The 23,275-nt window shown below is 61.4% G+C and carries 21 protein-coding genes; 6 read left to right on the top strand and 15 right to left on the bottom strand.

Annotated features, from left to right (window positions below; all coding sequences use genetic code 11):
• The first annotated feature begins 81 nt into the window (after positions 1–81).
• The gene (locus ACIOMR_RS18620) at positions 82–1,506 is read left to right on the top strand and encodes a gamma-aminobutyraldehyde dehydrogenase (protein WP_003209554.1); all 1,425 of its coding nucleotides are present in this window, start codon (positions 82–84) and stop codon (positions 1,504–1,506) included.
• Between the two features lie 361 nt (positions 1,507–1,867).
• Entirely contained in the window at positions 1,868–3,493 is a 1,626-nt protein-coding gene (locus ACIOMR_RS18615) for a glucan biosynthesis protein D (protein ID WP_102368202.1), read from the top strand.
• Between the two features lie 45 nt (positions 3,494–3,538).
• Here ACIOMR_RS18615 and ACIOMR_RS18610 read toward each other — a convergent pair whose 3' ends face one another.
• The 6 genes from ACIOMR_RS18610 to ACIOMR_RS18585 all read right to left on the bottom strand — a co-directional run bounded on the left by ACIOMR_RS18610 (position 3,539) and on the right by ACIOMR_RS18585 (position 8,831).
• Positions 3,539–3,724, bottom strand: coding sequence for a hypothetical protein (locus ACIOMR_RS18610; protein ID WP_003209560.1), 186 nt, complete (start codon positions 3,722–3,724; stop codon positions 3,539–3,541).
• Between the two features lie 197 nt (positions 3,725–3,921).
• The gene (locus tag ACIOMR_RS18605; protein WP_102605530.1) at positions 3,922–4,458 is read right to left on the bottom strand and encodes a GNAT family N-acetyltransferase; all 537 of its coding nucleotides are present in this window, start codon (positions 4,456–4,458) and stop codon (positions 3,922–3,924) included.
• Positions 4,442–4,942: an AAA family ATPase gene (locus ACIOMR_RS18600; protein WP_401195703.1), complete on the bottom strand. Its 501-nt coding sequence runs from the start codon at positions 4,940–4,942 to the stop codon at positions 4,442–4,444. Before ACIOMR_RS18600 ends, ACIOMR_RS18605 begins: the two co-directional genes overlap by 17 nt.
• Positions 4,943–5,134: 192 nt before the next feature.
• Positions 5,135–6,241 (bottom strand): NADH:flavin oxidoreductase/NADH oxidase, encoded by a 1,107-nt coding sequence (locus ACIOMR_RS18595; protein ID WP_003209564.1) that lies wholly within the window; start codon positions 6,239–6,241, stop codon positions 5,135–5,137.
• A gap of 151 nt (positions 6,242–6,392) precedes the next feature.
• The gene (gene recJ, locus ACIOMR_RS18590; RefSeq protein ID WP_177046946.1) at positions 6,393–8,102 is read right to left on the bottom strand and encodes a single-stranded-DNA-specific exonuclease RecJ; all 1,710 of its coding nucleotides are present in this window, start codon (positions 8,100–8,102) and stop codon (positions 6,393–6,395) included.
• Positions 8,103–8,288: 186 nt separating this feature from the next.
• Complete coding sequence (locus ACIOMR_RS18585; protein ID WP_003209567.1) at positions 8,289–8,831, bottom strand: YaeQ family protein; 543 nt, start codon at positions 8,829–8,831, stop codon at positions 8,289–8,291.
• A 145-nt stretch (positions 8,832–8,976) separates the two neighbouring features.
• Between ACIOMR_RS18585 and ACIOMR_RS18580 the strand changes: the two genes are divergently transcribed.
• Positions 8,977–10,176, top strand: a complete 1,200-nt coding sequence (locus ACIOMR_RS18580; protein WP_401195698.1) for a CaiB/BaiF CoA transferase family protein — start codon at positions 8,977–8,979, stop codon at positions 10,174–10,176.
• The gene (locus tag ACIOMR_RS18575; protein WP_401195695.1) at positions 10,176–11,054 is read left to right on the top strand and encodes a TIGR02285 family protein; all 879 of its coding nucleotides are present in this window, start codon (positions 10,176–10,178) and stop codon (positions 11,052–11,054) included. The genes ACIOMR_RS18580 and ACIOMR_RS18575 overlap by 1 nt, the downstream gene beginning before the upstream one ends.
• A 171-nt stretch (positions 11,055–11,225) precedes the next feature.
• On the opposite strand, the gene ACIOMR_RS18570 is transcribed toward ACIOMR_RS18575, so the two are convergent.
• A complete protein-coding gene (locus ACIOMR_RS18570) occupies positions 11,226–11,510 on the bottom strand; it encodes a DUF3509 domain-containing protein (protein ID WP_401195693.1) in 285 nt (94 codons plus the stop codon).
• A gap of 302 nt (positions 11,511–11,812) precedes the next feature.
• On the opposite strand from ACIOMR_RS18570, the gene ACIOMR_RS18565 reads away from it, so the two are divergent.
• Together ACIOMR_RS18565 and ACIOMR_RS18560 are read left to right on the top strand one after the other, a co-directional pair.
• Entirely contained in the window at positions 11,813–12,013 is a 201-nt protein-coding gene (locus ACIOMR_RS18565; protein WP_003209572.1) for a hypothetical protein, read from the top strand.
• Between the two features lie 150 nt (positions 12,014–12,163).
• Complete coding sequence (locus tag ACIOMR_RS18560) at positions 12,164–12,817, top strand: response regulator transcription factor (RefSeq protein ID WP_003209573.1); 654 nt, start codon at positions 12,164–12,166, stop codon at positions 12,815–12,817.
• On the opposite strand, the gene ACIOMR_RS18555 is transcribed toward ACIOMR_RS18560, so the two are convergent.
• From ACIOMR_RS18555 to ACIOMR_RS18520, 8 genes are all read right to left on the bottom strand, one after another.
• The gene (locus tag ACIOMR_RS18555) at positions 12,786–14,030 is read right to left on the bottom strand and encodes an EAL domain-containing protein (RefSeq protein WP_401195690.1); all 1,245 of its coding nucleotides are present in this window, start codon (positions 14,028–14,030) and stop codon (positions 12,786–12,788) included. The genes ACIOMR_RS18560 and ACIOMR_RS18555 overlap by 32 nt on opposite strands.
• Before the next feature lie 73 nt (positions 14,031–14,103).
• Positions 14,104–17,685 carry a transporter substrate-binding domain-containing protein gene (locus tag ACIOMR_RS18550; protein WP_401195687.1) on the bottom strand — a complete coding sequence of 1,194 codons (3,582 nt, stop codon included), beginning with the start codon at positions 17,683–17,685 and terminating at the stop codon, positions 14,104–14,106.
• Positions 17,686–17,794: 109 nt separating this feature from the next.
• Entirely contained in the window at positions 17,795–19,204 is a 1,410-nt protein-coding gene (thrC, locus tag ACIOMR_RS18545; RefSeq protein WP_008438237.1) for a threonine synthase, read from the bottom strand.
• 67 nt (positions 19,205–19,271) lie between these two features.
• Entirely contained in the window at positions 19,272–20,576 is a 1,305-nt protein-coding gene (locus tag ACIOMR_RS18540; RefSeq protein ID WP_003209580.1) for a homoserine dehydrogenase, read from the bottom strand.
• A 126-nt stretch (positions 20,577–20,702) separates the two neighbouring features.
• Positions 20,703–21,434 (bottom strand): bifunctional protein-disulfide isomerase/oxidoreductase DsbC, encoded by a 732-nt coding sequence (dsbC, locus tag ACIOMR_RS18535; RefSeq protein ID WP_003209582.1) that lies wholly within the window; start codon positions 21,432–21,434, stop codon positions 20,703–20,705.
• 154 nt (positions 21,435–21,588) lie between these two features.
• Entirely contained in the window at positions 21,589–22,485 is an 897-nt protein-coding gene (xerD, locus tag ACIOMR_RS18530) for a site-specific tyrosine recombinase XerD (protein WP_003209584.1), read from the bottom strand.
• A gap of 136 nt (positions 22,486–22,621) precedes the next feature.
• Positions 22,622–23,035 carry an acyl-CoA thioesterase gene (locus ACIOMR_RS18525; protein ID WP_016977715.1) on the bottom strand — a complete coding sequence of 138 codons (414 nt, stop codon included), beginning with the start codon at positions 23,033–23,035 and terminating at the stop codon, positions 22,622–22,624.
• A gap of 84 nt (positions 23,036–23,119) precedes the next feature.
• On the bottom strand, positions 23,120–23,275 hold a 156-nt coding region (locus tag ACIOMR_RS18520; RefSeq protein ID WP_401195756.1), incomplete at its 5' end, for a 50S ribosomal protein L19.

Below are 23,275 nucleotides of genomic sequence, written 5' to 3'. Positions count from 1 at the left end.
AATGTGGGAGCGGGCTTGCTCGCTCCCATACTTGAACCGGTTTCGGCAGGGGAAACGATGCAGCTTTAAGAGGACTGAACCATGCAAACCAAACTGCTGATCAACGGCCATCTGGTCGAAGGCGAAGGCCCGGCGCAGCCGGTGTTCAACCCGGCGTTGGGTCGGGTACTGGTGGAAATCAAGGAAGCCAGCGAAGCCCAGGTCGACGCCGCGGTGCGTGCTGCCGACAGCGCTTTTGAAGGCTGGTCGCAAACGCCACCGAAGGATCGCTCGCTGCTGCTGCTCAAACTCGCCGACGCCATCGAAGCCCACGGCGCAGAGCTGGCCAAGCTTGAGTCGGACAACTGCGGCAAACCCTACAGCGCCGCGCTGAACGACGAGATCCCGGCGGTGGCCGATGTGTTCCGCTTCTTCGCCGGCGCCAGCCGCTGCATGAGCGGTTCGGCCGGCGGCGAGTACCTGCCGGGCCACACCTCGATGATCCGCCGTGACCCGGTGGGCGTGATTGCCTCCATCGCGCCGTGGAACTACCCGCTGATGATGGTCGCCTGGAAAATCGCCCCGGCCCTGGCCGCCGGTAATACCGTGGTGCTCAAGCCTTCGGAACAAACCCCGCTGACCGCGCTGCGCCTGGTGGAACTGGCCGCTGAAATTTTCCCGGCCGGTGTACTCAACCTGGTGTTTGGCCGTGGGCCAACCGTGGGCAGCCCGCTGGTGAATCACCCGAAAGTGCGCATGGTGTCGCTGACGGGTTCGATTGCCACCGGGGCCAATATCATTTCCAGCACTGCCGACAGCGTCAAACGCATGCACATGGAACTGGGCGGCAAGGCGCCGGTGATCATCTTCAACGACGCCGATATCGACGCGGCGGTGGAAGGCATTCGCACCTTCGGCTTCTACAACGCCGGGCAGGATTGCACCGCTGCGTGCCGGATTTATGCACAGGCCGATATCTACGACGCGTTCGTCGAGAAGCTCGGCGCGGCGGTTGCCAGCATCAAATACGGTTTGCAGGATGACCCGGCCACCGAGCTGGGCCCGCTGATCACCGCACAGCACCGTGACCGTGTGGCCGGGTTTGTGGAGCGTGCCGTGGCGCAATCCCATATCCGCCTGATCACGGGTGGCAAGGCGGTGGAAGGCAACGGGTTCTTCTTTGAGCCGACCGTATTGGCCGACGCGCAGCAGGACGATGAAATCGTGCGCCGCGAAGTGTTCGGGCCAGTAGTGTCGGTAACCAAATTCAACGACGAGGCCCAGGTATTGGCCTGGGCCAACGATTCGGACTACGGCCTGGCCTCTTCTGTGTGGACCGCCGACGTCGGCCGCGCCCATCGCCTGGCTGCACGGTTGCAGTACGGCTGCACCTGGGTGAATACCCACTTCATGCTGGTCAGCGAAATGCCCCATGGCGGTCAGAAACTGTCCGGCTACGGCAAGGACATGTCCATGTACGGCCTGGAGGACTACACCACCGTTCGCCATGTGATGTTCAAGCACTGACCCTTTACCCCTGTCGAAGCGAGCTCACTGTGGCGAGGGAGCTTGCTCCCGCTGGGCTGCGCAGCAGCCCCAAACCAGGCGATCGAGATATCCCTGAAGGATCTCGATCGCCTGGTTTGGGGTCGCTTCGCGACCCAACGGGAACAAGCTCCCTCACCACACGGTTTCCACAGAAACGTCTTGTTTCATATGCAGCGCCATCAACCCGCCATCAATCATTTTTCCTTGCGCACCGAACCGCTTAAGCTATTTGGTATCTGTTTAATGTCCGTTGCGTTTGGCCGAAGGCATGTCCGAACCGTTTTCCTTGATCCAGCACGTGCCAGGAACGGCGCGGGATTGTTCACGACAGGTTGTATTTATGCACCGCAGGAATTTGCTCAAAGCGTCCATGGCCATCGCGGCTTACACCGGTCTGTCGGCCAGTGGCCTGCTGGCCGCCCAGGCCTGGGCGGGCAACCGCGCCGCTGATGGCGAGGCCCAGGCCTTCGATTTCGAGGCCCTGAAGATCCAGGCCAAGCAGTTGGCAAGCAATCGCTACCAGGACACCAAGCAGGTATTGCCGCCGACCCTGGCGACCATGACCCCGCAGAATTTCAACGCCATCGGCTACGACGGCAAGCATTCGCTGTGGAAAGAATTGAACGGCCAGTTGGACGTGCAGTTCTTCCACGTCGGCATGGGCTTCAAGACGCCGGTGCGCATGTACAGCGTCGACCCGAAAACCCGCCAGGCCCGCGAGGTGCACTTCCGCCCTTCGCTGTTCAACTATGAAAAAACCACGGTAGACACCAAGCAACTGACCGGCGACCTGGGTTTCTCCGGCTTCAAGCTGTTCAAGGCCCCGGAACTGGACCGCCACGACGTGCTGTCCTTCCTCGGCGCCAGCTACTTCCGTGCGGTGGATTCCACCGGCCAGTACGGCCTTTCCGCACGCGGCCTGGCCATCGACACCTACGCGAAAAAGCGCGAGGAATTCCCGGACTTCACCAAGTTCTGGTTCGAAACCCCGGACAAGGACAGCACCCGCTTCGTGGTCTACGCCCTGCTGGATTCGCCGAGCGCCACTGGTGCCTATCGCTTCGATATCGACTGCCAGGCCAACCAGGTGGTAATGGCCATCGACGCCCATATCAATGCGCGTACCGCCATCGAGCAACTGGGCATCGCACCGATGACCAGCATGTTCAGCTGCGGCACCGTTGAGCGGCGGATGTGCGACACCATTCACCCGCAAATCCACGACTCGGATCGCCTGGCCATGTGGCGCGGCAATGGCGAGTGGATCTGCCGCCCGCTGAACAACCCGGCTACCCTGCAATTCAACGCGTTTGCCGACACCGACCCGAAAGGCTTCGGCCTGGTGCAGACCGATCATGAGTTCGCCAGCTATCAGGACACGGTGGACTGGTACAGCAAACGCCCAAGCCTGTGGGTAGAACCTACTACTGCGTGGGGTGAAGGCTCTATCGATCTGCTGGAAATTCCTACAACCGGCGAGACCCTGGACAACATCGTGGCCTTCTGGACCCCGAAGAAGCCCGTCGCTGCCGGCGAATCCCTGAACTACGGCTACAAGCTCTACTGGAGCGCCCTGCCGCCGGTCAGCACGCCACTGGCGCAGGTCAATGCCACCCGTTCGGGCATGGGCGGTTTCACCGAAGGTTGGGCGCCGGGCGAGCACTACCCCGAAGTCTGGGCGCGGCGCTTTGCCGTGGACTTCAACGGCGGCGGGCTGGATCGTTTGCCTGAAGGCACCGGGATCGAGCCGGTGGTGACCTGCTCCCATGGTGAGGTCAAAGACTTCAGCGTGTTGGTACTGGATGCCATCAAGGGCTATCGAATTCTGTTTGACTGGTACCCGACCAGCGACAGCGTCGAGCCGGTTGAACTGCGGCTGTTCATCCGCACCCAGGACCGCACCTTGAGCGAAACCTGGCTGTACCAATACTTCCCACCTGCACCAGACAAGCGCAAGTACACCTGATACCGAACGTTCCCACGCTCGCGTGGGAACGCCCCTTCGGGATCTTCAGAACCGCGAAATACTCTTCATCGCCCCGATCAAGTACCGCATCGCCACCTGATCACTCTCGGTCAGGGCGCGGTACTGTTCCAGCAATTGCTCTTCGTCCGAACTCAGGCGCCGGCTGCGCAGCGACATCCTGCGGGCCAGAAAAGACGACAACACCCCCGCTACACCATAAGACTTGGCCATGGACTGTCTCCTCGTATCAATCAACTGCTCCTGGTTGCCCATAACCCCATCCCGCGATGCGACCTGCGAGGATCAACAAGCTGATTTCCTGGGCCAGAAATCATGCTTACCTTAAGCGTAGAAACTATCTTGCAGGGCGTGGGACTTTTTTAGAGTAATCACTTAAAAAAACGCTTGCAGGGCAATGACCTACAGCGTTATCCCACAAGCGGCCGGTACAGGTGGATGTCGTGCGGCTCCTGTTGAAACAGCTCGGGATCCGGCTGCTTGAGCAACCGGCAGCCGAGCCGCAGATAGAACTCCACCGTATTGCGCGATTCCGTGGCCGATACGTACAACGCCTCGGCCCCGGCTGCACGGGCGTGTTCACAGGCCAGGGCAAACAGCTGGCCACCCAGGCCCAGGCCACGGGCCCCATGGCTCACATGCAGGAATTTGAGCTGGCGCATACGCAGGCCCTGGTTGAGGATAACCCGGTTGTCCACTACCACGGCCGCCAGCAGCTTTGCATCGTCAAACACACCGTGCAGCCACCCGCCGCGCTTCAGGCACGCCTGCAAGGCCACGGCATCCTGCTCGGCTTCGCCTTCGGGCCAGCCGCGCATGTCGTGGTGCTCGGGGTACAGCAGCAACTCCCCGTGCTCCACGCGATAGCACGCCTCGATCCGTTCGGTACGGTCAATCAGCGCCAGCAACGGCAGGTCCTTTTCGGTCAGGTCACGCTTGATCAACATGCTGTGCTTCCAAGGGTTGATGGTGAACAAGGTTGAAGCCTTCCGCAGGTGTCGGTGCTTCGAAATAGCCGGTGATCAAGTCGAACTGGGCGTCACTGGTTTCGAACGCGTGGGTACCCGCCGCGTTGCGCGCACGCAGGCGTGCCTTGCAGACCTCGTCCGGCACATCCAGGTAGTGCAATTGATGGTCAGCGCCTGCGCCTTCGAACAATGAGCGCATCCAGCGGCGACTGGCCAGGGTGTTGGCGGGAAAATCCAGCACCACCGAGACGCCGGCCTTGAGCAACGAGATGATATGGGCCGTCAACGCATCGCGCAGGTGGCCGGTGCAGCGCACGTAGTCGCCCAGAGCCTGGATCTGTCCGGGATAAAGGCGTGACAGCCACTCATCCTCGCTGATCAATACCGTCTGTGGGGCTTGCGACAACTGCTGGGTCAGGGTCGATTTACCGGCTGCGATTTTGCCGCAGATCAGATGCAACATGAGCTTCTCCTTGTGTCGCAGAGTTTGGCCGGTGATCGGCGAGCAATAAAAAACCCGCCGGTTCAAGGGCGGGTTTTTCATGCTTTTCCAGCACGCGTCAGCCCACCCTCTCCTGGAGGGTGGGAATAATCGAGGCGTTCAGTAATAGAGTCATAGTTTCGACAGTAGCTTCAGGCGTTTTCCTGCGCAAGGTTAATCCCGCAAGTCCGACTCATGAATCGGCTGGTCGCGATGCGTAGCCCGCTGATACTGCGCCGGCCAGGTGGCTTTGCGCCCGCCCAGGTCATCGTCGGCATGCAGTGGCCAGTACGGGTCACGCAACAGTTCACGGGCGAGGAAAATGATATCGGCCTGACAGGTACGCAAGATGTGCTCGGCCTGGGCGGGCTCGGTAATCATGCCCACGGTGCCGGTGGCGATTCCCGACTCTTTGCGCACACGCTCGGCAAAGCGGGTCTGGTAGCCGGGCCCGGTAGGAATTTCCGCATTGGCCGCGGTGCCACCCGAGGAGACGTCGATCAGGTCGACGCCCAGGTCTTTCAGGCGGCGCGCCAGTTCGACGGTTTCATCCGGGTTCCAGCCGTCCTCGACCCAATCGGTGGCCGAGACCCGCACAAACAGCGGCAGCTCTTGCGGCCAGGCCTCACGCACCGCCGTGGTCACTTGCAGCACCAGGCGGATGCGGTTTTCGAACGAGCCGCCGTACTGGTCCTGACGCTGGTTGCTCAGCGGCGAAAGAAATTGATGCAACAGGTAGCCATGGGCGGCATGGATTTCCGCCACTTTGAAACCGGCGGTCAACGCGCGCTTGGCGGCAGCGACGAAGTCAGCGATCACTTGCTGGATCTGCCCTTCATCGAGTTGCTTGGGTGAAGTGTGCTGCGGATCGAAGGCAATCGGCGAAGGGCCCACCGGCACCCAGCCGCCATCTTCCGGCTTGACGCTGCCGTGCTTGCCGATCCATGGCCGGTGCGTGCTGGCTTTGCGCCCGGCGTGGGCCAGTTGAATGCCCGCCACCGCGCCCTGGGCATTGATAAAGCGCGTGATGCGTTGCAGCGGTTCGATCTGTTCGTCGTTCCACAGGCCCAGGTCCTGGGCGGTGATGCGGCCATCGGCAGTCACGGCGGTGGCTTCGGTAAAGATCAGCCCGGCGCCACCGACGGCACGGCTGCCGAGGTGCACCAGGTGCCAGTCATTGGCCAGGCCATCGACGCTGGAATACTGGCACATTGGTGACACGGCGATGCGGTTGAGCAGGGTCAGTTGGCGCAGGGTATAGGGTTCAAGCAGCAGACTCATGGGGCACCTCTTTTATGCAGTGGGCAGGCTCCAGGGTTCTGTTTGAAAGGTCGACGAAAAACCCGTCCCCGGCGGGCTGAAATAAGACAAGGTCACAAGACCGATCACACAGTGCTTAGAGACTAGTCGACAACAGAGGATTGCACAGGGTTCAGCGCGGCTCGATATGCGCGATCATCAGTTGCACGGTTTCCTGGCCACGGAACTCGTTCACGTCGAGCTTGTAGGCCAGTTCCACCCAGCGAATGGTGGGATTGGGCCAGATCTCGCGGTCGATGCCGAAAGCAATGCCATCGAGCTTCACCGATCCACACTCGCTCTTGAGCACCACCTTCAGATGGCGCTCGCCGACGACGCGCTGCTCCACCAGTTGGAACACCCCGTGAAACAACGGCTCTGGGAAATGCTGGCCCCACGGCCCGGCGTTGCGCAGGGCGCGGGCCAGTTCCAGGTGAAACTCTTCAACCGCCAGGGTGCCGTCGGACAGCAGCCGGCCCGTCAGGTCTTCTTCGCGCAGTTGCCGACGCACTTCGGCGTCAAAGGCCTCGGCGAACAGTGGGAAGTTGGCCTCGGGCAAGGTAAGACCCGCCGCCATGGCGTGGCCGCCGTACTTGGCGATCAGCGTTGGGTGCTGGCTGGCCACCACGGCCAGCGCGTCACGGATATGAAAACCCGGCACGGAGCGCCCGGAGCCCTTGAGCAGGCCGTCACCGGCGTCGGCAAAGGCGATGGTCGGGCGGAAGTAACGCTCTTTCATGCGCGAGGCGAGGATGCCGATCACGCCCTGGTGCCATTCCGGGTCGAACAGGCACAAGCCATACGGCATCGACTCCACCGGCAAGTCCTTGAGCTGGGCCAGGGCCTCGCGCTGCATGCCTTGTTCGATGGACTTGCGGTCCTGGTTCATGCCGTCCAGTTGCGCGGCCATTTCCCGGGCGGCGGCGAAATCCGTGGTGAGCAGGCACTCGATGCCCAGGCTCATGTCATCCAGGCGCCCGGCGGCGTTCAGGCGCGGGCCGAGGATAAAACCAAGGTCGGTGGAGGTGATGCGGGCGTGATCGCGCTTGGCCACTTCGAGGATCGCCTTGATCCCCGGCCGGGCGCGACCGGCGCGAATGCGTTCCAGGCCCTGGTAGACCAGGATGCGATTGTTGGCGTCCAGCGGGACCACGTCGGCCACGCTGCCCAGGGCCACCAGGTCCAGCAGTTCGCCGATATTCGGCTGCGGCTTGTTCTCGTACCAACCCAAACTGCGCAAGCGCGCACGCAGGGCCATCAGCACGTAGAAGATCACGCCCACACCGGCCAGGGCCTTGCTGGGGAATTCACAGCCCGGCTGGTTCGGGTTGACGATGGCGTCGGCTGCGGGCAGTTCGTCGCCCGGCAAGTGGTGGTCGGTAACCAGCACCTTGAGCCCCGCCGCTTTCGCGGCCGCCACGCCTTCGACGCTGGAGATACCGTTGTCCACGGTGATCAGCAGCTGTGGCTGGCGCTGCAGGGCCACGGCGACGATTTCCGGGGTCAGGCCGTAGCCGTATTCGAAACGGTTGGGCACCAGGTAGTCGACATGGGCGGCGCCCAACAAGCGCAGGCCCAGGGTGCCCACGGTGCTGGCGGTGGCGCCGTCGGCGTCGAAGTCACCCACGATCAGGATTCGCTGGCGCTGCTCCAGGGCCGTCACCAGCAAGTCCACCGCGGCATCGATGCCCTTGAGCTGCTGATACGGGATCAGCCGCGCCAGGCTTTTATCCAGCTCGGCTTCCGATTGCACCCCGCGTGCGGCGTAGAGACGGGTCAACAACGGTGGCAATTCACCGAGGAATGGCAGGACGGCGGGCAACGGGCGAGGATCGATACGCATGGGGTGACGGAAGCTTCTCTTTAATGTTGAAAATTAGCGGTGATCCCTTGCAGGAGCTGTCGAGCCCCAGCGAGGCTGCGATGGGATCACCTCGGTGTACCTGTCAGACCGCAGCGCCTGCATCGCAGCCTCGCTGAAGCTCGACAGCTCCCACACTCGACCAGCGTCCAATCAGTTATCGACGTTTCAGCCGCGCTCGCCAGCCAGCCATTCCAGCTGGACTTCGTGCTGCCCACGGTCATCGGTCACGAAGATCGTGCCTTCGCTGATCATCACGTCCCACTTGATCACCCGGGGCATGTCCTTGGCCAGCACTTCCAGGATTTCCTGGGGTACGGCGGCGATGCTCACGTTTTTCAGGTTCTTCGCCACCGGCACCACTTTGCCTTCCCAGACGCGCAAGCTGCCGTAGGCCAGCAAGGTCGTGCGTTCGGTACGGCGGGAACACCAGGTCAGGCGGTCCGCGTCCGGCTGGCCGACTTCGATCCAGTGCAGGACCCGATCATCCAGGCTTTTTTCCCACAGCGCCGGCTCGTCTACATCTGACAGGCCACGACCGAAAGACAGCTGCTCGTTGTAGAAAAGCGCGTAGGCCAGCAAACGCACGGTCATGCGCTCTTCGGTTTCCGAAGGGTGGCGGGCGATGGTCTGCTTGACGCTCTCGTACACCGAACGGTCAAGGTCGGTGAGGTTGAGTTCAAACTTGTAGGTCGTGGACGGCTGGGCCATGAACGGACTTCTAGAGACAGGGAAAGGCGGCAAGTCTAACCGATGGCGAGGTGATTCAACGAATCCTGCGCTGCATCATCCTTATCACTGCGCCACTCGCCTATGTTAAAAGGCTCACATCCCTGCCCTGCCCGAAAGGTTCCTCATGTCGTTTACCGCCAAACCACTTGCCGGCCTGAAAGTCATCGAACTCGGCACCTTGATCGCCGGCCCGTTTGCGTCGCGCATCTGCGCCGAGTTCGGCGCCGAGGTGATCAAGGTCGAATCCCCGGATGGCGGCGACCCGCTGCGCAAGTGGCGCAAGCTGTATGAAGGCACCTCGCTGTGGTGGTTTGTGCAGGCGCGCAACAAGAAATCCCTGACCCTGAACCTGAAACACCCGGACGGCCTGGCGATCCTCAAGCAACTGTTGGCGGATGCCGACATTTTGATTGAGAACTTTCGCCCTGGCGTGCTGGAAAAGCTCGGCCTGAGCTGGGAAACCTTGCACGCCCTGAACCCGAAACTGGTGATGGTGCGCCTCTCGGGCTTTGGCCAGACCGGGCCGATGAAGGACCAGCCTGGGTTTGGCGCGGTGGGCGAATCCATGGGGGGCCTGCGTTACATCACCGGTTTCGAGGACCGCCCGCCGGTGCGCACCGGGATTTCCATCGGGGACTCGATCGCGGCGTTGTGGGCCGTGATCGGGGCGCTGATGGCCCTGCGTCATCGTGAAGTGAATGGCGGGCTCGGCCAGGTGGTGGATGTGGCGCTGTATGAAGCGATCTTCGCGATGATGGAGAGCATGATCCCGGAGTTCGACGTGTTCGGCTTTATCCGCGAGCGCACCGGCAACATCATGCCCGGCATCACGCCCTCCTCGATCCACACCAGCGCCGACGGCAAACATGTGCAGATCGGCGCCAATGGCGACGCGATCTTCAAGCGCTTCATGTCAGCCATTGGTCGCGACGACCTGGCCAACGACCCGGCACTGGCCAGCAACGATGGCCGCGACAGCCGGCGCGATGAGTTGTACGGGGTGATTGATCGCTGGGTCAACTCGCTGCCGCTTGAGCAAGTGGTGGAACAGTTGAACAAGGCCGAAGTGCCCGCCAGCCGTATCTACAGCGCGCAAGACATGCTGAGAGACCCGCAATTTCTCGCCCGCGAGATGTTCCTCAAGGCGCAGCTCCCGGGCGGCAAGGACTTCAAGATGCCCGGCATCGTGCCCAAACTGTCGGACACACCGGGCAGCTGTGAGTGGGTCGGACCGCAGCTGGGCGAGCACAACAGCGTGGTGCTCGCTGAATTGGGCTACGATGCGGCCGCCGTTACTCGCCTGCGTGAGAACGGCGCGATCTGATGGGCCGGCGCTTCATCATTCGACTCTGCCTCCTGGGTTCACTGCTCGGGACTTGGCCACTGTCGAGCCAGGCCCAGGAAACCTTGATCTGGCTGTTGCGTGACCTGCCGCCAGTGACGATTTTCGAAGGCCCGCAAAAAGGCCAGGGCGCCCTCGACCAACTGCTGCCGATACTCGCCGAACACATGCCGGAGTATCGACATCAGATCCTCCACGTGAACCGCGCGCGCGGCATGCAGATGCTCCGCGACCCCGGCACGCTTACCTGCGACCCGTCCCTGCTGTGGACGGCGGAGCGCGCTAAAACCATCGTGTTTTCCGCCCAGGCCTTCGCGGCCGTGAGCAACGGGGTGACGATCCGCCAGGGTCAGCGGGCGCTGCTGGCGCCGTTTGTGGTGGATGGACGGTTCGACCTGGAGGCATTTTTGAATGCACGGGATGCGCGCCTTGGCATCATCGCCGAACGCAGCTACGGCTCCATCATCGATGAAGCGCTGAAGCACACCAGTGCTCACAAACTGGCGCCGCATTACGGCAATGACGCCCTCGGCAGCCTGCTGCAGATGCAACGAAAGGGGCGGCTGGAAGCGGTGCTGGGTTACTGGACAGAAGTGCGCTACCAGGCGCTGCAACAAGGCATTGATCCACAGGAGCTGATCTTCTACCCCATCAAAGGCACCCCGCCCTATCAACTGACCCGGATTGCCTGCACGGATAACGCCTCAGGCCGCACGGCTATCGAGCGGATCAATCAGGTGCTGCGCGAGATCCCGCAGGAGCAACTGCGACAGTCCTACGCCTCATGGCTCGACCCGGTCATGCGTGAGCAATACCTGCAAGACCACCCGACGTTTTTCCAGGATGCCCCGAGCCCATGACAAATCGCAGGCAAAAAGAAACCCCGAGCAGTGGGGAGACAACTCGGGGTTAATAAGGGCCTAAAAAGACCAGTAACAACGAGCCACAAGCACCGGAGCACAATGCTTGATCTCGCTGTTACAAAATCTGACTCACCTTGCCGTAGGAAGGTTCCCAACAAAAACAAATCTTCATGCGCAGGCAATCGGCCGAGTCAGGGCCGCATTACGCAGGGCCGCCATGACCGAGGGTTCCAGGCGTCCTTCGGCAATCATCAAGTCGCGGTGCAAACAGTCCACCACATCCACCAATGCACGCTTGTCGGTCAATTGTGCCTGGTCGACTTCTCGTTCGACCAGGATGGCACCGGCCGGATTCTTTACGGTCACCAGGCATTCGCCCTGCACACCCGAGGTGGTCAGCGTGACCTGATAAGGGCTCAGTGCTTCACCGAGCAATAGGCTGATACTTTCCATCTCGATCACCACTCAATAGTTCGGAAACAATCGTGTAAACGGGAGCTGCATCTATCCTAAGTGACTATTTGCGTCGTAGGAAAGTTCGCTTTTTCGTCTTTCAAGGGTTGCCGGGGGATGACGTGTCCAGCATGCGCTTGCAACATGACAAGCAAAAAACGGCAGCACATAACTGCTTACTCAATGAGTTGCCGTTTTGGCGCTGATGCCGAGGGTGAATCCTATACTCGGTGAGCGCTGATCATGCCGGCACATCGATAAACAGCGCATACCAAAAGGCCCCGTTGCGAAGGACGAAGACCATGCTGGAACACGAAAAAGAGCAGGCAATACTAGAGAAGATTCACGCCGACATATCCAGAATTTATGCCGAGCAACGCAAGCTAAACGCAGAATCCCACAAGATAACCCGAGAGAATTTCTGGTATCCCGTTGGTATCGCCATCGGCTTCTTCACGGCTGTCGGAACCGTAATGGCAGTGGCTCAGAAACTACTCGCCTAAACGATCACTCCGACCGGGCCTGCCAGAAACGAAAAACGCCGCTGCCCCACGGACGGGGACGCGGCGTTTTTTACACCTTTGTAAACCGCACCTTCAGACCCTCTCCTGCGTTAACAGGCTAGAATCCCCGAATTACCCCGGGAGCCTGTATTGAACGAAACGTCTGACAAGCCATTGCGCATCGTCCTCGCCGACGACCACCCGATTTTCCTCATCGGTCTGCGGGCGGTCCTGGAGCGTGACGAGAGGCTAACCATCGTCGGTGAAGCCAACTCACCCCAGGCCCTTGGCGAACTGCTGCAACGTTGTGCCTGCGACATTCTGGTGACCGACTTCATGATGCCCGCCGAGCCCCAGGCCGACGGCTTGCGCCTGATCGAACAACTGCGCCGGCATCACCCGGGCCTGCCCATCGTGGTGGTGACCATGCTGAACAACGCCGGCCTGTTCCACGCCATCCTGGAGTTGGGTGTCATGGGCCTGCTGAGCAAGGCCAGTCTCGCAGACGAATTGCCTGAAGCAATCCGTCAGGTGCGCCAGCAGCGACGTTATGTGGCCCAGACTATCAGTCAGTCACTGAACCTGGCAGGCGTCGAGCGTGTGCACTCCCAGGATCAACTCTCACCCCGTGAACTGGAAGTCATCCGCCTGCTGGCCGGCGGCCTGACGGTAGGCGAGATCGCCGCGAATCTTCATCGCAGCAAGCAAACCGTCAGTGCACAAAAGGTCAGCGCCATGCGCAAGCTGGGCCTGAGCAACGACGCCGCGCTGTTTATCTATGTGCAGGAACACGGGCTGGCCTAGCCTGAAACGCGATCCACTGCTTCAGCGCCTCGGCGTCCATGGGGCCGGCGATAAAGCAGCCTTGCAACCACGCAGCCCCCAGTTCACTCACCGCGTGATAGTCGGCGGCGCTTTCAACCCCGGTCACCACCACACCCACACCCAGTCGCCTCGCCATGCTCATGGCGCCGGCAACCACTGCCGCCTTGCGATCGTCCCTGGCCATGCCGCTGGCAAACGCCGGCGGGATCTTCAATTCGCTGAAGGGCAATTCCAGCAAGCGTTGCAGGCTGGTGCCGCCCACGCCGAAATCACCGATGGAAAGCTTGCACCCCATCATCCGCAAACGCAGCAAGCCGGTGACGTGGGCGCTGTCGGTGTTCAGGCGCGAGGTTTCCACCAGTTCCAGGGTCAGGCCACGGGCGGGCACGCCGTGAAGTTGCAGCAAGCCTTGCAGCACTTGGGGAAAGTGCGGACGCTCCAGCATCCGCCCCGGGATATTCACCGCCACCGGCAGCACCTGCCCGGTTTCGCGCATGACGTGTGCCGCCTGGCCCAGCGCTTGTTCCAGCACGTACCAGGTAAACGCCTCTTCCATTCCGGCAAACTCCAGCACCGGCAGAAACGCGTCAGGCAACAGCAACTCGCCGTCAGGAAGCTGCCAGCGGGCCAGCGCTTCAACACCTTGCAACGCGCCCGCCTGGCTGACAATGGGCTGATACCAGACCGTGCCGCAGCGGGCGATAGCGGCCTGGCTCAGATCCGCCGAAGGCGGCAACTGCTCGGATTCGCTCAAGTCCAGCAGCTGACGCACCCGCTCCCAGGACACCACCGGCGGCCCGGGCCGCAAGCGTTCCCGGCACGCCTCGAGGACTTTCCCGATCAGCGTTGCCGACGCCGGCTTGGGCAGGCAGCCGAGCACGTTGAGCCCCAACTGTCGGGCCATGTGCGCCACGCCTTCCAGCACATCCGGCTCGGCGTTGCTCAGCAGGATCAACACCTGAGCCTGGCGGCGCTCGGCCATTTCCCGAATCAGCTCAAGGCCATCACCCTGCTCCAGGTACAGATCGCAAATCGCGAGGTCCACCGCGCCCTTGCTCTCCAGTGACTGGCGAGCGGCGTCGACCGTTTCGGCCGTGCGTACATTGAATACGCCGTTGGCGTTGAGCATCTGATGCAGGGCCATCAGTTGGAACGGGTTATCTTCGAGGATCAGGACGTTGAGGGAGCGCATGAAAAACGTTACCGGGGAGAAGCGAAGGTGCACAGACTAATAAAAACCCCGCGCCTTCCCCATAGGACATGTCTTATTCGGACGGGTCCAGATAAGCCTCAAGCTCGACCTGGAATTCGATCAATGCTTCGCGCAGCGCTAACCAGTGCAGTTCAACCTCAGCGTTGCGCTGCTCCCGAATACACCCTTCCAGCGCCACACAGGCCTTGGCCAGCGGCAACGCATCCACCAGGCAGCATATGCCCTTCAGGCGGTGCAGCGAGGCGGCCAGCCGGACCTGGTCGTGGTCCGCCATGGCGGAGGCCATCAGGTTATGCTCCTGCTCAAGGCTCCTCGCCAGCTCCTGCAGCATCCGCTGCAAAACCGGTCCGTCGGCCTGGGTGATGGTGCGCAGGGTCTGGATGCTGAAAGAGCGTGCAGGCACGACGCGGGCGAGCACACGCGTCCAGTGCTCAAGGGTCACGGGCTTGACCAGCAGTTCATCCATTCCCGCCTCCCGGCAGCGCTGCTGTTCATCATCCAGGGCATTCGCCGTGCAACCCACCAGCGCCAGGCGTGGCCGTTGCTCCTGGGCTTCAAGCCGGCGGATGGCCTCACTCAAGGCGTAGCCGGACATGCCCGGCATATTGCAATCGGTGACCAGGACGTCAAACACCTCATGATGCCAACGCTGCAAGGCCGCTTCGGCCGAGTCGACGGCCACTACTTGATGACCCAGGAACTGCAACTGCTGAACCAGCACCAGCCGATTGGCCGGCAGGTCATCCACCACCAACACCGACAGGTTGCGGCCGGCGACCAGCAGCGGTACACCGGCAGATGCTGGCACGTCGTCACTGCTGACCCGATCCAGGTACAGGTCGATGCACACCACCGTGCCCTCTCCCACCACGCTGCTCAGGGTGATGCTGCCTCCCATCAATTCCACCAGTTGCTGGCAGATGCTCAAGCCCAGTCCCGTGCCGCCGTGCTCGGCAGCCGTCCGCGCGCTGACCTGGATAAACGGCTTGAACACTCGCGCCTGCTGCTCGACGCCAATGCCCGGCCCGCTGTCCTCCACACACAGCTGCAAATATTCGGCCCCCGCCGGGTCAAGCTTGCGCGCAACACTGACCCGAACCTCGCCGCGCGAGGTGAACTTGAGCGCGTTGCCCAACAGGTTATGGATAACCTGACGCAGGCGCAGCGGGTCGAACCAGTAATACCCTTGCGCGCTCGGGTCGAATGCCAGGGTCAGGTGAAGGCCCTTTTTCTGCGCCATGGGTTCGAACAAGCGCTGTATGCCCTCGAAGAAACCTCTCAAGTCAGTGGCCTGCGGCGCCAGTTGCAGATGACCGGCTTCAATCTTGGCCAGGTCGAGGCTGTCACCCATCAGGGCAATCAACTCCCGCGCCGAGCGATGGGCCACTCGCAGGGCTTCAGACACTGGCTTGCCTTCAGCCAGGGCACGCTCCTGCTCCAGCTCGAGCAGACCGATAATGGCGGTCATCGGCGTGCGAATCTCGTGGCTCAGGGTCGAGAGAAACGCGCTTTTTGCGTAGTTCGCTTCGTCAGCGGCCTGCCGCGCATCCATCAGCTGGAGCTCCAGGACCTTGCGCTCGTTGATATCGACCCAGCCACCGAGCAAACCCTGGAGCTGGCCCTTGGCGTCAAAGAACGGCACCGTCCACTGATACACATGAAACGCCCCGCCATTGAACTCCAGCTGCCGGTCGACGAACAGCGACTGCTGGCTCGCCAATTGCTCCATGTGGCCGGCATGCAGGCGCGCGGCCGTAGCGTCAGGCATCAGCCCGCTTTCCATCAGCGTCAGGCCCTGGATCTGCTCGCGCCGGGTGTTCAACTGTTGTTCATAGCTGGTGTTGCAGGTCACCAGGCGTCCTTCCAGATCACGCACAAATACCGGGTTGGGCATGCCGTCCAGCAGCGCGCGCTTGAACGCCAACTGGTCGTTGAGCCGCTGCTCGGCCTGGAGGCGCTGGCGAATCTGGCGCTTGAGCCGGCTGTTCCAGGCCAGGGACACCAGCACAAACAGCAGCGCCATGGCGACCGTCCAGTAGGCCCATGGCGGCACACGCTGCCAGGCCGGCACCGGGACGGGTACGCTACCCAGCCAACGCAAACGCAGGGCGCTCAATTCCGCGACCGGCAGCGCTTCCAGCGCCTTGTTCAAAATGCTCAGCAGTTCCGGTTGATCCTTGCGCACCGACAGGCTGTTGGCCGACCACTTGCCCTCGACACTGCGGCCGATGCGCAACTCATCGGCCGGGTAACTCTGCACTTCCACTTCACTCTGGATAGTCGCCGCCGCGCGACCCTGCGTTACCAGCTCACGGGCCTGGACGTAGTTATCCACCGGTTGCAGCTTGATCCCGGGGTGCTCGCGACGAATATATCCCTCCAGGACATGGCGTGCCGGCAGCGCCAGCACCTTGCCTGAAAGCTCGCTCAAACTGGCCACTGGCGGTGCGTCAGCGCGCTGGATAAACACCCAGCCTGAGCCCCCGAACCCATGGCTGAAATCGAGAAAGGCCTTGCGCTCCTGATTTTCGGCCAGGGTGGTGTTCATGTCCGCCCTGCCCGTTTCCAGCAACCCCAGGGTCTGTGCCGTGGAGGACACTTCCTCCATCACGAACTGCAGGCCGGTCATGCGTGAAATGCGGTTGAGCAAGTCCACATTCAGCCCCACCCACTGGCCGTCCTTGTCCTTGAATACATAGGGAGACAGTTGCTGGGACGCCACCACCACATGCGGATGCTGAAGTACCCAGGCCCGCTCCGGGGCCGACAAGGCGATGCGCTCGGCGGCAATGCCCACCCCCAGTCCGGTGGTCCAGCGCGCAAGGATCTCCCGCCGCACAGACTCATCAATACTCGCCAGCGCCCGGTCCATCAGCGTCCCCAACAGCGGGTCGGCCTCCCGCGTGGCAAAGGCAAAGCCGATGGGCGCCAGCCGGCTTTCCACCTTGATCTGCAAGCCCAGGTAGGGCCGCAGCGATTTATAGGCGCGCACGATCACTTCGTTGCCGATAAACGCATCGGCATCACCTTGCTTCAGCGCTTCGAGGCCACTGTAGAGATTCGGTGCCAGCATGATGTGGCTCCCGGGATACGCCTGATGGACGTTCTTGACGTTGGCGTAACCGTCCAGCAACACCAGCTTCTTGTCCTTGAGGTCCTCGTTCTGGGTGCTGTCATCCCGGCGCACGACCACCACCGAGCGGTCCGGCATGTAGTCTTCGGTAAAGCGCAACCCCGACACATCACGCTCGTAACCGTTGGCACTGGTGAGAATATCGATGGCGCCGCTCCGCAGGGCCTCCACCGCCTGCGCCCGCTCGGCAAAACCCAGGACTTGCATCGGTGCATGCAGACGCGCGCCGATCAGGCTCAGGTAATCGGCGCTGATGCCCTGGTAGCGATTGCGGTCGCGGGTGATATCGATCGGCTGATAGTCATCAATCGAAATGCCCACTCTCAGTGGCCGATGGGCCGCCAGCCATTGCTGCTCGCTGACCGTCAGGGGCATGGGCTCCAGGGCAATGAACGCCGGCACCAGCTTGAACGGCAGGCTGACAGCCGCGAGGCTTGCCGAACCATGGCCAAGCAGCAGCACACATGCCAGCCACGCGTGTGCTCGGGTCGATAAATACACCGGTTGGGTTTCCTTGATTATTCTTGTTGGTCGCCGCACAAGTATGGCTCGCCAGAATGAAAAAGCCCGTCACGAAGACGGGCTTGATCCACCACGCAAAGCCGTTGGCTCAGAGTGGCTTGCCGCGATTGCCATGCTGGCTGACAAACGCCTGTACCGCTTTCAGGTCATTGGCCAATACCGTGCAACGCTCTTCACGCTCGAACAGGTCGGTGAGGTGCGCCGGCAATTCCAGCGCCTTGCCAACCCCGGCCTTCTCTACCGCTTCCGGGAATTTGACCGGGTGCGCGGTGCCGAGAATCACCATCGGGATGTCCAGGCTGCGGCGGCATTCGCGCGCGGCCTTGACGCCAATGGCGGTGTGCGGGTCCAGCAGCTCGCCGGTCTGGGCGTAGACTTCGGCGATGGTCTCGCAGGTTTCTGCGTCGTCCACCGCCAGGGAGTCGAACAGCTTGCGGGTTTCGGTCCAGCGCTCCTGCTCGACGCTGAAACCGCCACCTTGCTTGAAGCTGTCCATCAGGCCGGCCAGGGCAGCACCGTTGCGACCGTGCATGTCGAACAGCAGGCGTTCGAAGTTCGACGAGACCATGATGTCCATCGACGGCGACAGTGTGGCGTGCAGGGTTTCCTTGACGTACTGGTTGCCGCTCATGAAGCGGTGCAGGATGTCGTTGCGGTTGGTGGCGACGATCAACTGGTTGATCGGCAGGCCCATGTTGCGTGCCAGGTAACCGGCGAAGATATCGCCGAAGTTGCCGGTTGGCACCGAGAACGACACCGAACGCGCCGGGCCGCCCAACTGCAGGGAAGCATGGAAGTAGTAGACGATCTGGGCCATGATCCGCGCCCAGTTGATCGAGTTCACCGCCACCAGGCGCGTGCCCTTGAGGAAGCTCTGGTCGGCGAAGCTGGCCTTGACCATTTCCTGGCAGTCATCGAAGTTGCCTTCGATGGCGATGTTGTGGATGTTCTCGCCGAAGATCGTGGTCATCTGCCGACGCTGCACTTCCGACACGCGGTTGTGCGGGTGCAGGATGAAGATGTCGACGTTTTCGCAGTGCTTGCAGCCTTCGATCGCCGCCGAGCCGGTATCACCGGAAGTAGCGCCGATGATCACCACGCGCTCACCGCGTTTTTCCAGCACGTAGTCCAGCAGGCGACCCAGCAGTTGCAGGGCGAAATCCTTGAACGCCAGGGTCGGGCCGTGGAACAGCTCCAGGACCCATTCGTTACCGTTCAGTTGGCGCAACGGGGCAATGGCGCTGTGGGAAAACACGCCGTAGGTTTCTTCCAGGATTTTCTTGAAATCCGCATCCGGGATGCTGCCGGTGACGAACGGGCGCATGACCCGGAACGCCAGCTCGTGGTACGGCAGGCCGGCCCACGAAGCGATTTCTTCCTGGGTGAAGCGTGGCAGGTTTTCCGGCACGTACAGGCCGCCGTCAGTGGCCAGACCGGCCAGCAGAACGTCTTCGAAATTCAGGGCCGGTGCCTGGCCGCGGGTGCTGATATAACGCATGACTGGCTCCTCTAGAGCATGCTTGAACAAGGGCCGCCGAACGCGTGGGGCCCTTGCCGCAAAACGATTAGTTCAGGTGTTCGACGCGAATCCGCACCACCGGCCCAACCACGCCCTGCAACGCTTCAAGCGCGGCGATGGCGTCGTTGATGTGCTGCTCCAGCACACGGTGAGTCAGCAGGATCATGGGCACCAGGCCGTCTTGTTCTTCGACTTCCTTCTGCATGATCGATTCGATGTTGATGCCGCGCTCCGACAGGATGCTGGCCACCTGGGCGAGCACGCCCGGATGATCCTTGGCCTGGATGCGCAGGTAGTAGGCACTTTCGCAGGCTTCGATCGGCAGGATCGGGTGGGCCGACAGCGAATCCGGCTGGAAGGCCAGGTGCGGTACGCGGTTTTCCGGGTCGCTGGTCATGGCACGCACCACGTCCACCAGGTCGGCGATCACAGACGAAGCGGTCGGCTCCATGCCGGCGCCGGCGCCGTAGAACAGGGTGGAACCGGCAGCGTCACCGTTGACCATCACGGCGTTCATCACGCCATTGACGTTGGCGATCAGGCGGTCGGCCGGGATCAGTGTCGGGTGCACACGCAGCTCGATACCGGCCGGGGTGCTGCGCGCCACACCGAGGTGCTTGATGCGGTAGCCCAAGGCTTCGGCGTAGTTCACGTCGGCGGTGGTCAGCTTGGTGATGCCTTCGGTGTAGGCCTTGTCGAACTGCAGCGGGATACCAAAGGCGATGGACGCCAGGATGGTCAGCTTGTGGGCAGCGTCGATGCCTTCCACGTCGAAGGTCGGATCGGCTTCGGCGTAACCCAGGGCCTGGGCTTCGGCCAGCACGTCTTCGAAGGTACGGCCCTTCTCGCGCATTTCGGTGAGGATGAAGTTACCGGTGCCGTTGATGATGCCGGCCACCCAGTTGATACGGTTGGCGGACAGGCCTTCACGGATCGCCTTGATCACCGGGATGCCACCGGCCACGGCGGCTTCGAACGCCACGATCACGCCCTTCTCGCGGGCCTTGGCGAAGATTTCGTTACCGTGCACGGCAATCAGCGCCTTGTTGGCAGTGACCACATGCTTGCCGTTTTCGATGGCCTTGAGCACCAGCTCGCGGGCCACGGTGTAGCCGCCTACCAGCTCGATGACGATATCGATTTCAGGGTTGGTGGCGACTTCGAAGACATCGTTGGTAATCGCAATACCGGTCGTTTGGAACTGAGGCTTTGGCGTACGCGTGGCAATTTGTGCCACTTCAATCCCACGCCCTGCACGGCGGGAAATTTCTTCAGCGTTACGCTGAAGTACGTTGAAGGTGCCGCCACCGACGGTCCCTAACCCACAGATGCCTACTTTGACCGGTTTCACTGAAGAACTCCCCATGAAACGGCCGACTCAAGGTCGGCCGTGAAAACAGCCGCACAACTGCGGCTCTCTATTAATGACCCGCCGAACTGTCGGCGGATCATGATCGTCAAGGCTCGACGATAATGCTTACTTTGCGTTCAGTGCCAGTTTGGCAACTTGCGGCGCAGGCTGGTAGCCCGGAATCACCTGGCCGTCAGCCAAAACGATGGCCGGCGTACCGTTCACACCAATCGACTGGCCGAGGGCGAACTGCTTGGAAACCGGGTTGGCGCACTTGGCGGCCTTGATTTCCTTGCCATCGACCATCTTGTCCATGGCCGCTTTCTTGTCGGCCGAACACCATACGGCTTGCAACTGCTCGTCACCCGGCGAACCCAGGCCCTGGCGCGGGAACGCCACGTAGCGCACTTCAACGCCGAGCTTGTTCAGCTCAGGCACTTCGGCATGCAGCTTGTGGCAGTACGGGCAGGTGGTGTCGGTGAACACGGTGATGTGGGTCTTGGTTTCGCCGATGGCCGGGTAAACCACGGTTTCAGCCACCGGAATACCGTTGATCAGCTTGGACACGCCCAGGCGCTCGGCTTTCTCGGTGAGGTTCACCGGCTTGCCGTCTTTGAGCTGGAACAGGTAGCCCTGGACGATGTACTGGCCATCGGCACTGGCGTACAGCACGCGGCTGCCCTTGAGCTTGACTTCGTACAGGCCGGCCATCGGGCTGGCGTTGATGCTTTCAATCGGGGTGTCGAGCTGGAGGGCTTCCAGGCTCTTGCGGATTGTCTTCTCTGCGGCGTCGTCGGCGACGGCAAAGGTTGAGACCAACGCAATGGCTGCGATGGCAAAAATCTGGGTCAAGCGCATGGGAACTCCTGAAGGCAGATGCAGGGACGGGAGCAGGAACACCGATCTTCAAACACGGGTTTGGGCCGTCCCCTTTGCGAACCGGCAAAGCCTACCACAGTTGGGCCGCAGGGCAGCCAGTCGCGGGGAAATTGGGCTTTTTCCGAAGTGTTTTTCATCCACGGGGATGGTGCTTGGCGTGCATCTCCTGCAAACGTGCCCGCGCCACATGGGTGTATATCTGGGTGGTGGATAAGTCGCTGTGGCCCAGGAGCATTTGAACCACGCGCAAATCCGCGCCGTGGTTGAGCAAATGCGTGGCGAACGCGTGACGCAGGGTGTGGGGCGACAGCGACTTGCCGATGCCGGCAACCTTGGCCTGGTGCTTGATGCGATGCCAGAAGGTCTGGCGGGTCATCTGTTCGCCGCGCTGGCTGGGAAACAGCACATCGCTGGGCCGACCGTTGAGCAACTCGGCTCGGGCGTCGCGCATGTAGCGTTCGATCCACACGATCGCCTCTTCACCCATGGGCACCAGGCGCTCCTTGCTGCCCTTGCCCATTACGCGCAATACACCCTGGCGCAGGTTGACCTGTTCCAGGGTCAGGCTGATCAGCTCGGTGACGCGCAGGCCGCAGGCATACAGCACTTCCAGCATGGCACGGTCGCGCTGGCCGATGGCTTCGCTCAGGTCGGGGGCTGCGAGCAGGGCTTCGACGTCGGCTTCCGACAGGGATTTGGGCAGTGGCCGGCCCAACTGTGGCATGTCGATTTGCAGGGTTGGGTCGACAGCGATCAGCTTTTCCCGCAGCAGGTAGCGATAGAAGCCACGCACGCCTGAGAGAAAACGCGCAGTAGAGCGAGGCTTGTAGTTTTGCTCCAGGCGCCAGGCCAGGTGGTCGAGAATCAGCTCGCGACCGGCATCGAGCAGCTCGAGGTTTTTCTCCTGCAACCAGCCATTGAACAACGCGAGGTCGCTGCGGTAAGCCTGGCGGGTGTTGTCCGACAGGCCTTTTTCCAGCCAGAGGGCGTCGAGGAAGCGGTCTATCTGCGGGTGGTCGATGGCGGACATGAGGGCTCAAGCAGGGAAAATGGCGATGTCGGGTAGATCCTATCGCAGCACGGGCCGCTACACATCAATGAAAGCGGGCAAATAATCTGTGGCAAGGGAGCTTGCTCCCTTGCCACAAAAGCGACTCGATCCAGGATCAGTCGGCAAACCCTGGCAGCACGGGCACCGGTCGTTTGTCAGCATCAATCGCGACAAAACTGAACACACCCTGGATGGCCTTTTCTCGTCCGTCAGCGCTCATGCTTTCGACAAACACTTCCACCTCGACCTTGAGGCTGGTGTTGCCCACCTTGATCACCCGTCCGATCAATTCAACGATGGAGCCCGCCGGTATCGCGTGATTGAAATCGATACGGTCGGTGGAGACCGTTACAAGCGGCAAGCGGCAGAAACGCGTAGCCGTAATGAACGACACTTCGTCCATCCATGCCAGTGCGGTGCCGCCGAACAGCGTGTTGTGATGGTTGGTAGTCGGTGGAAAAACGGCTTTGGTCACATGGGTAACGGAGAGGTCAGTACGACGCTGAATTTCTTCGAGGCGAGTAGTCATGAATAAGTACCGGGGAAATAGACAAATTTCAGGCAACAAAAAAGCAGCCCGTAGGCTGCTTTTTTCTGCATCGGGAAGCTGGACTTAAGCCAGTTTTTCCTTGATGCGAGCTGCTTTACCGGACAGGTCACGCAGGTAGTACAGCTTGGCTTTACGTACGTCACCGCGACGTTTAACGGCCATGCTGTCGATTTGCGGGCTGTAGGTCTGGAAAGTACGCTCTACGCCAACACCGATGCA

This window comes from Pseudomonas sp. NPDC087814 (assembly GCF_044742865.1).
Classification (GTDB): Bacteria; Pseudomonadota; Gammaproteobacteria; order Pseudomonadales; family Pseudomonadaceae; genus Aquipseudomonas.
This window is presented reverse-complemented; position numbering and strand designations above follow the sequence as displayed.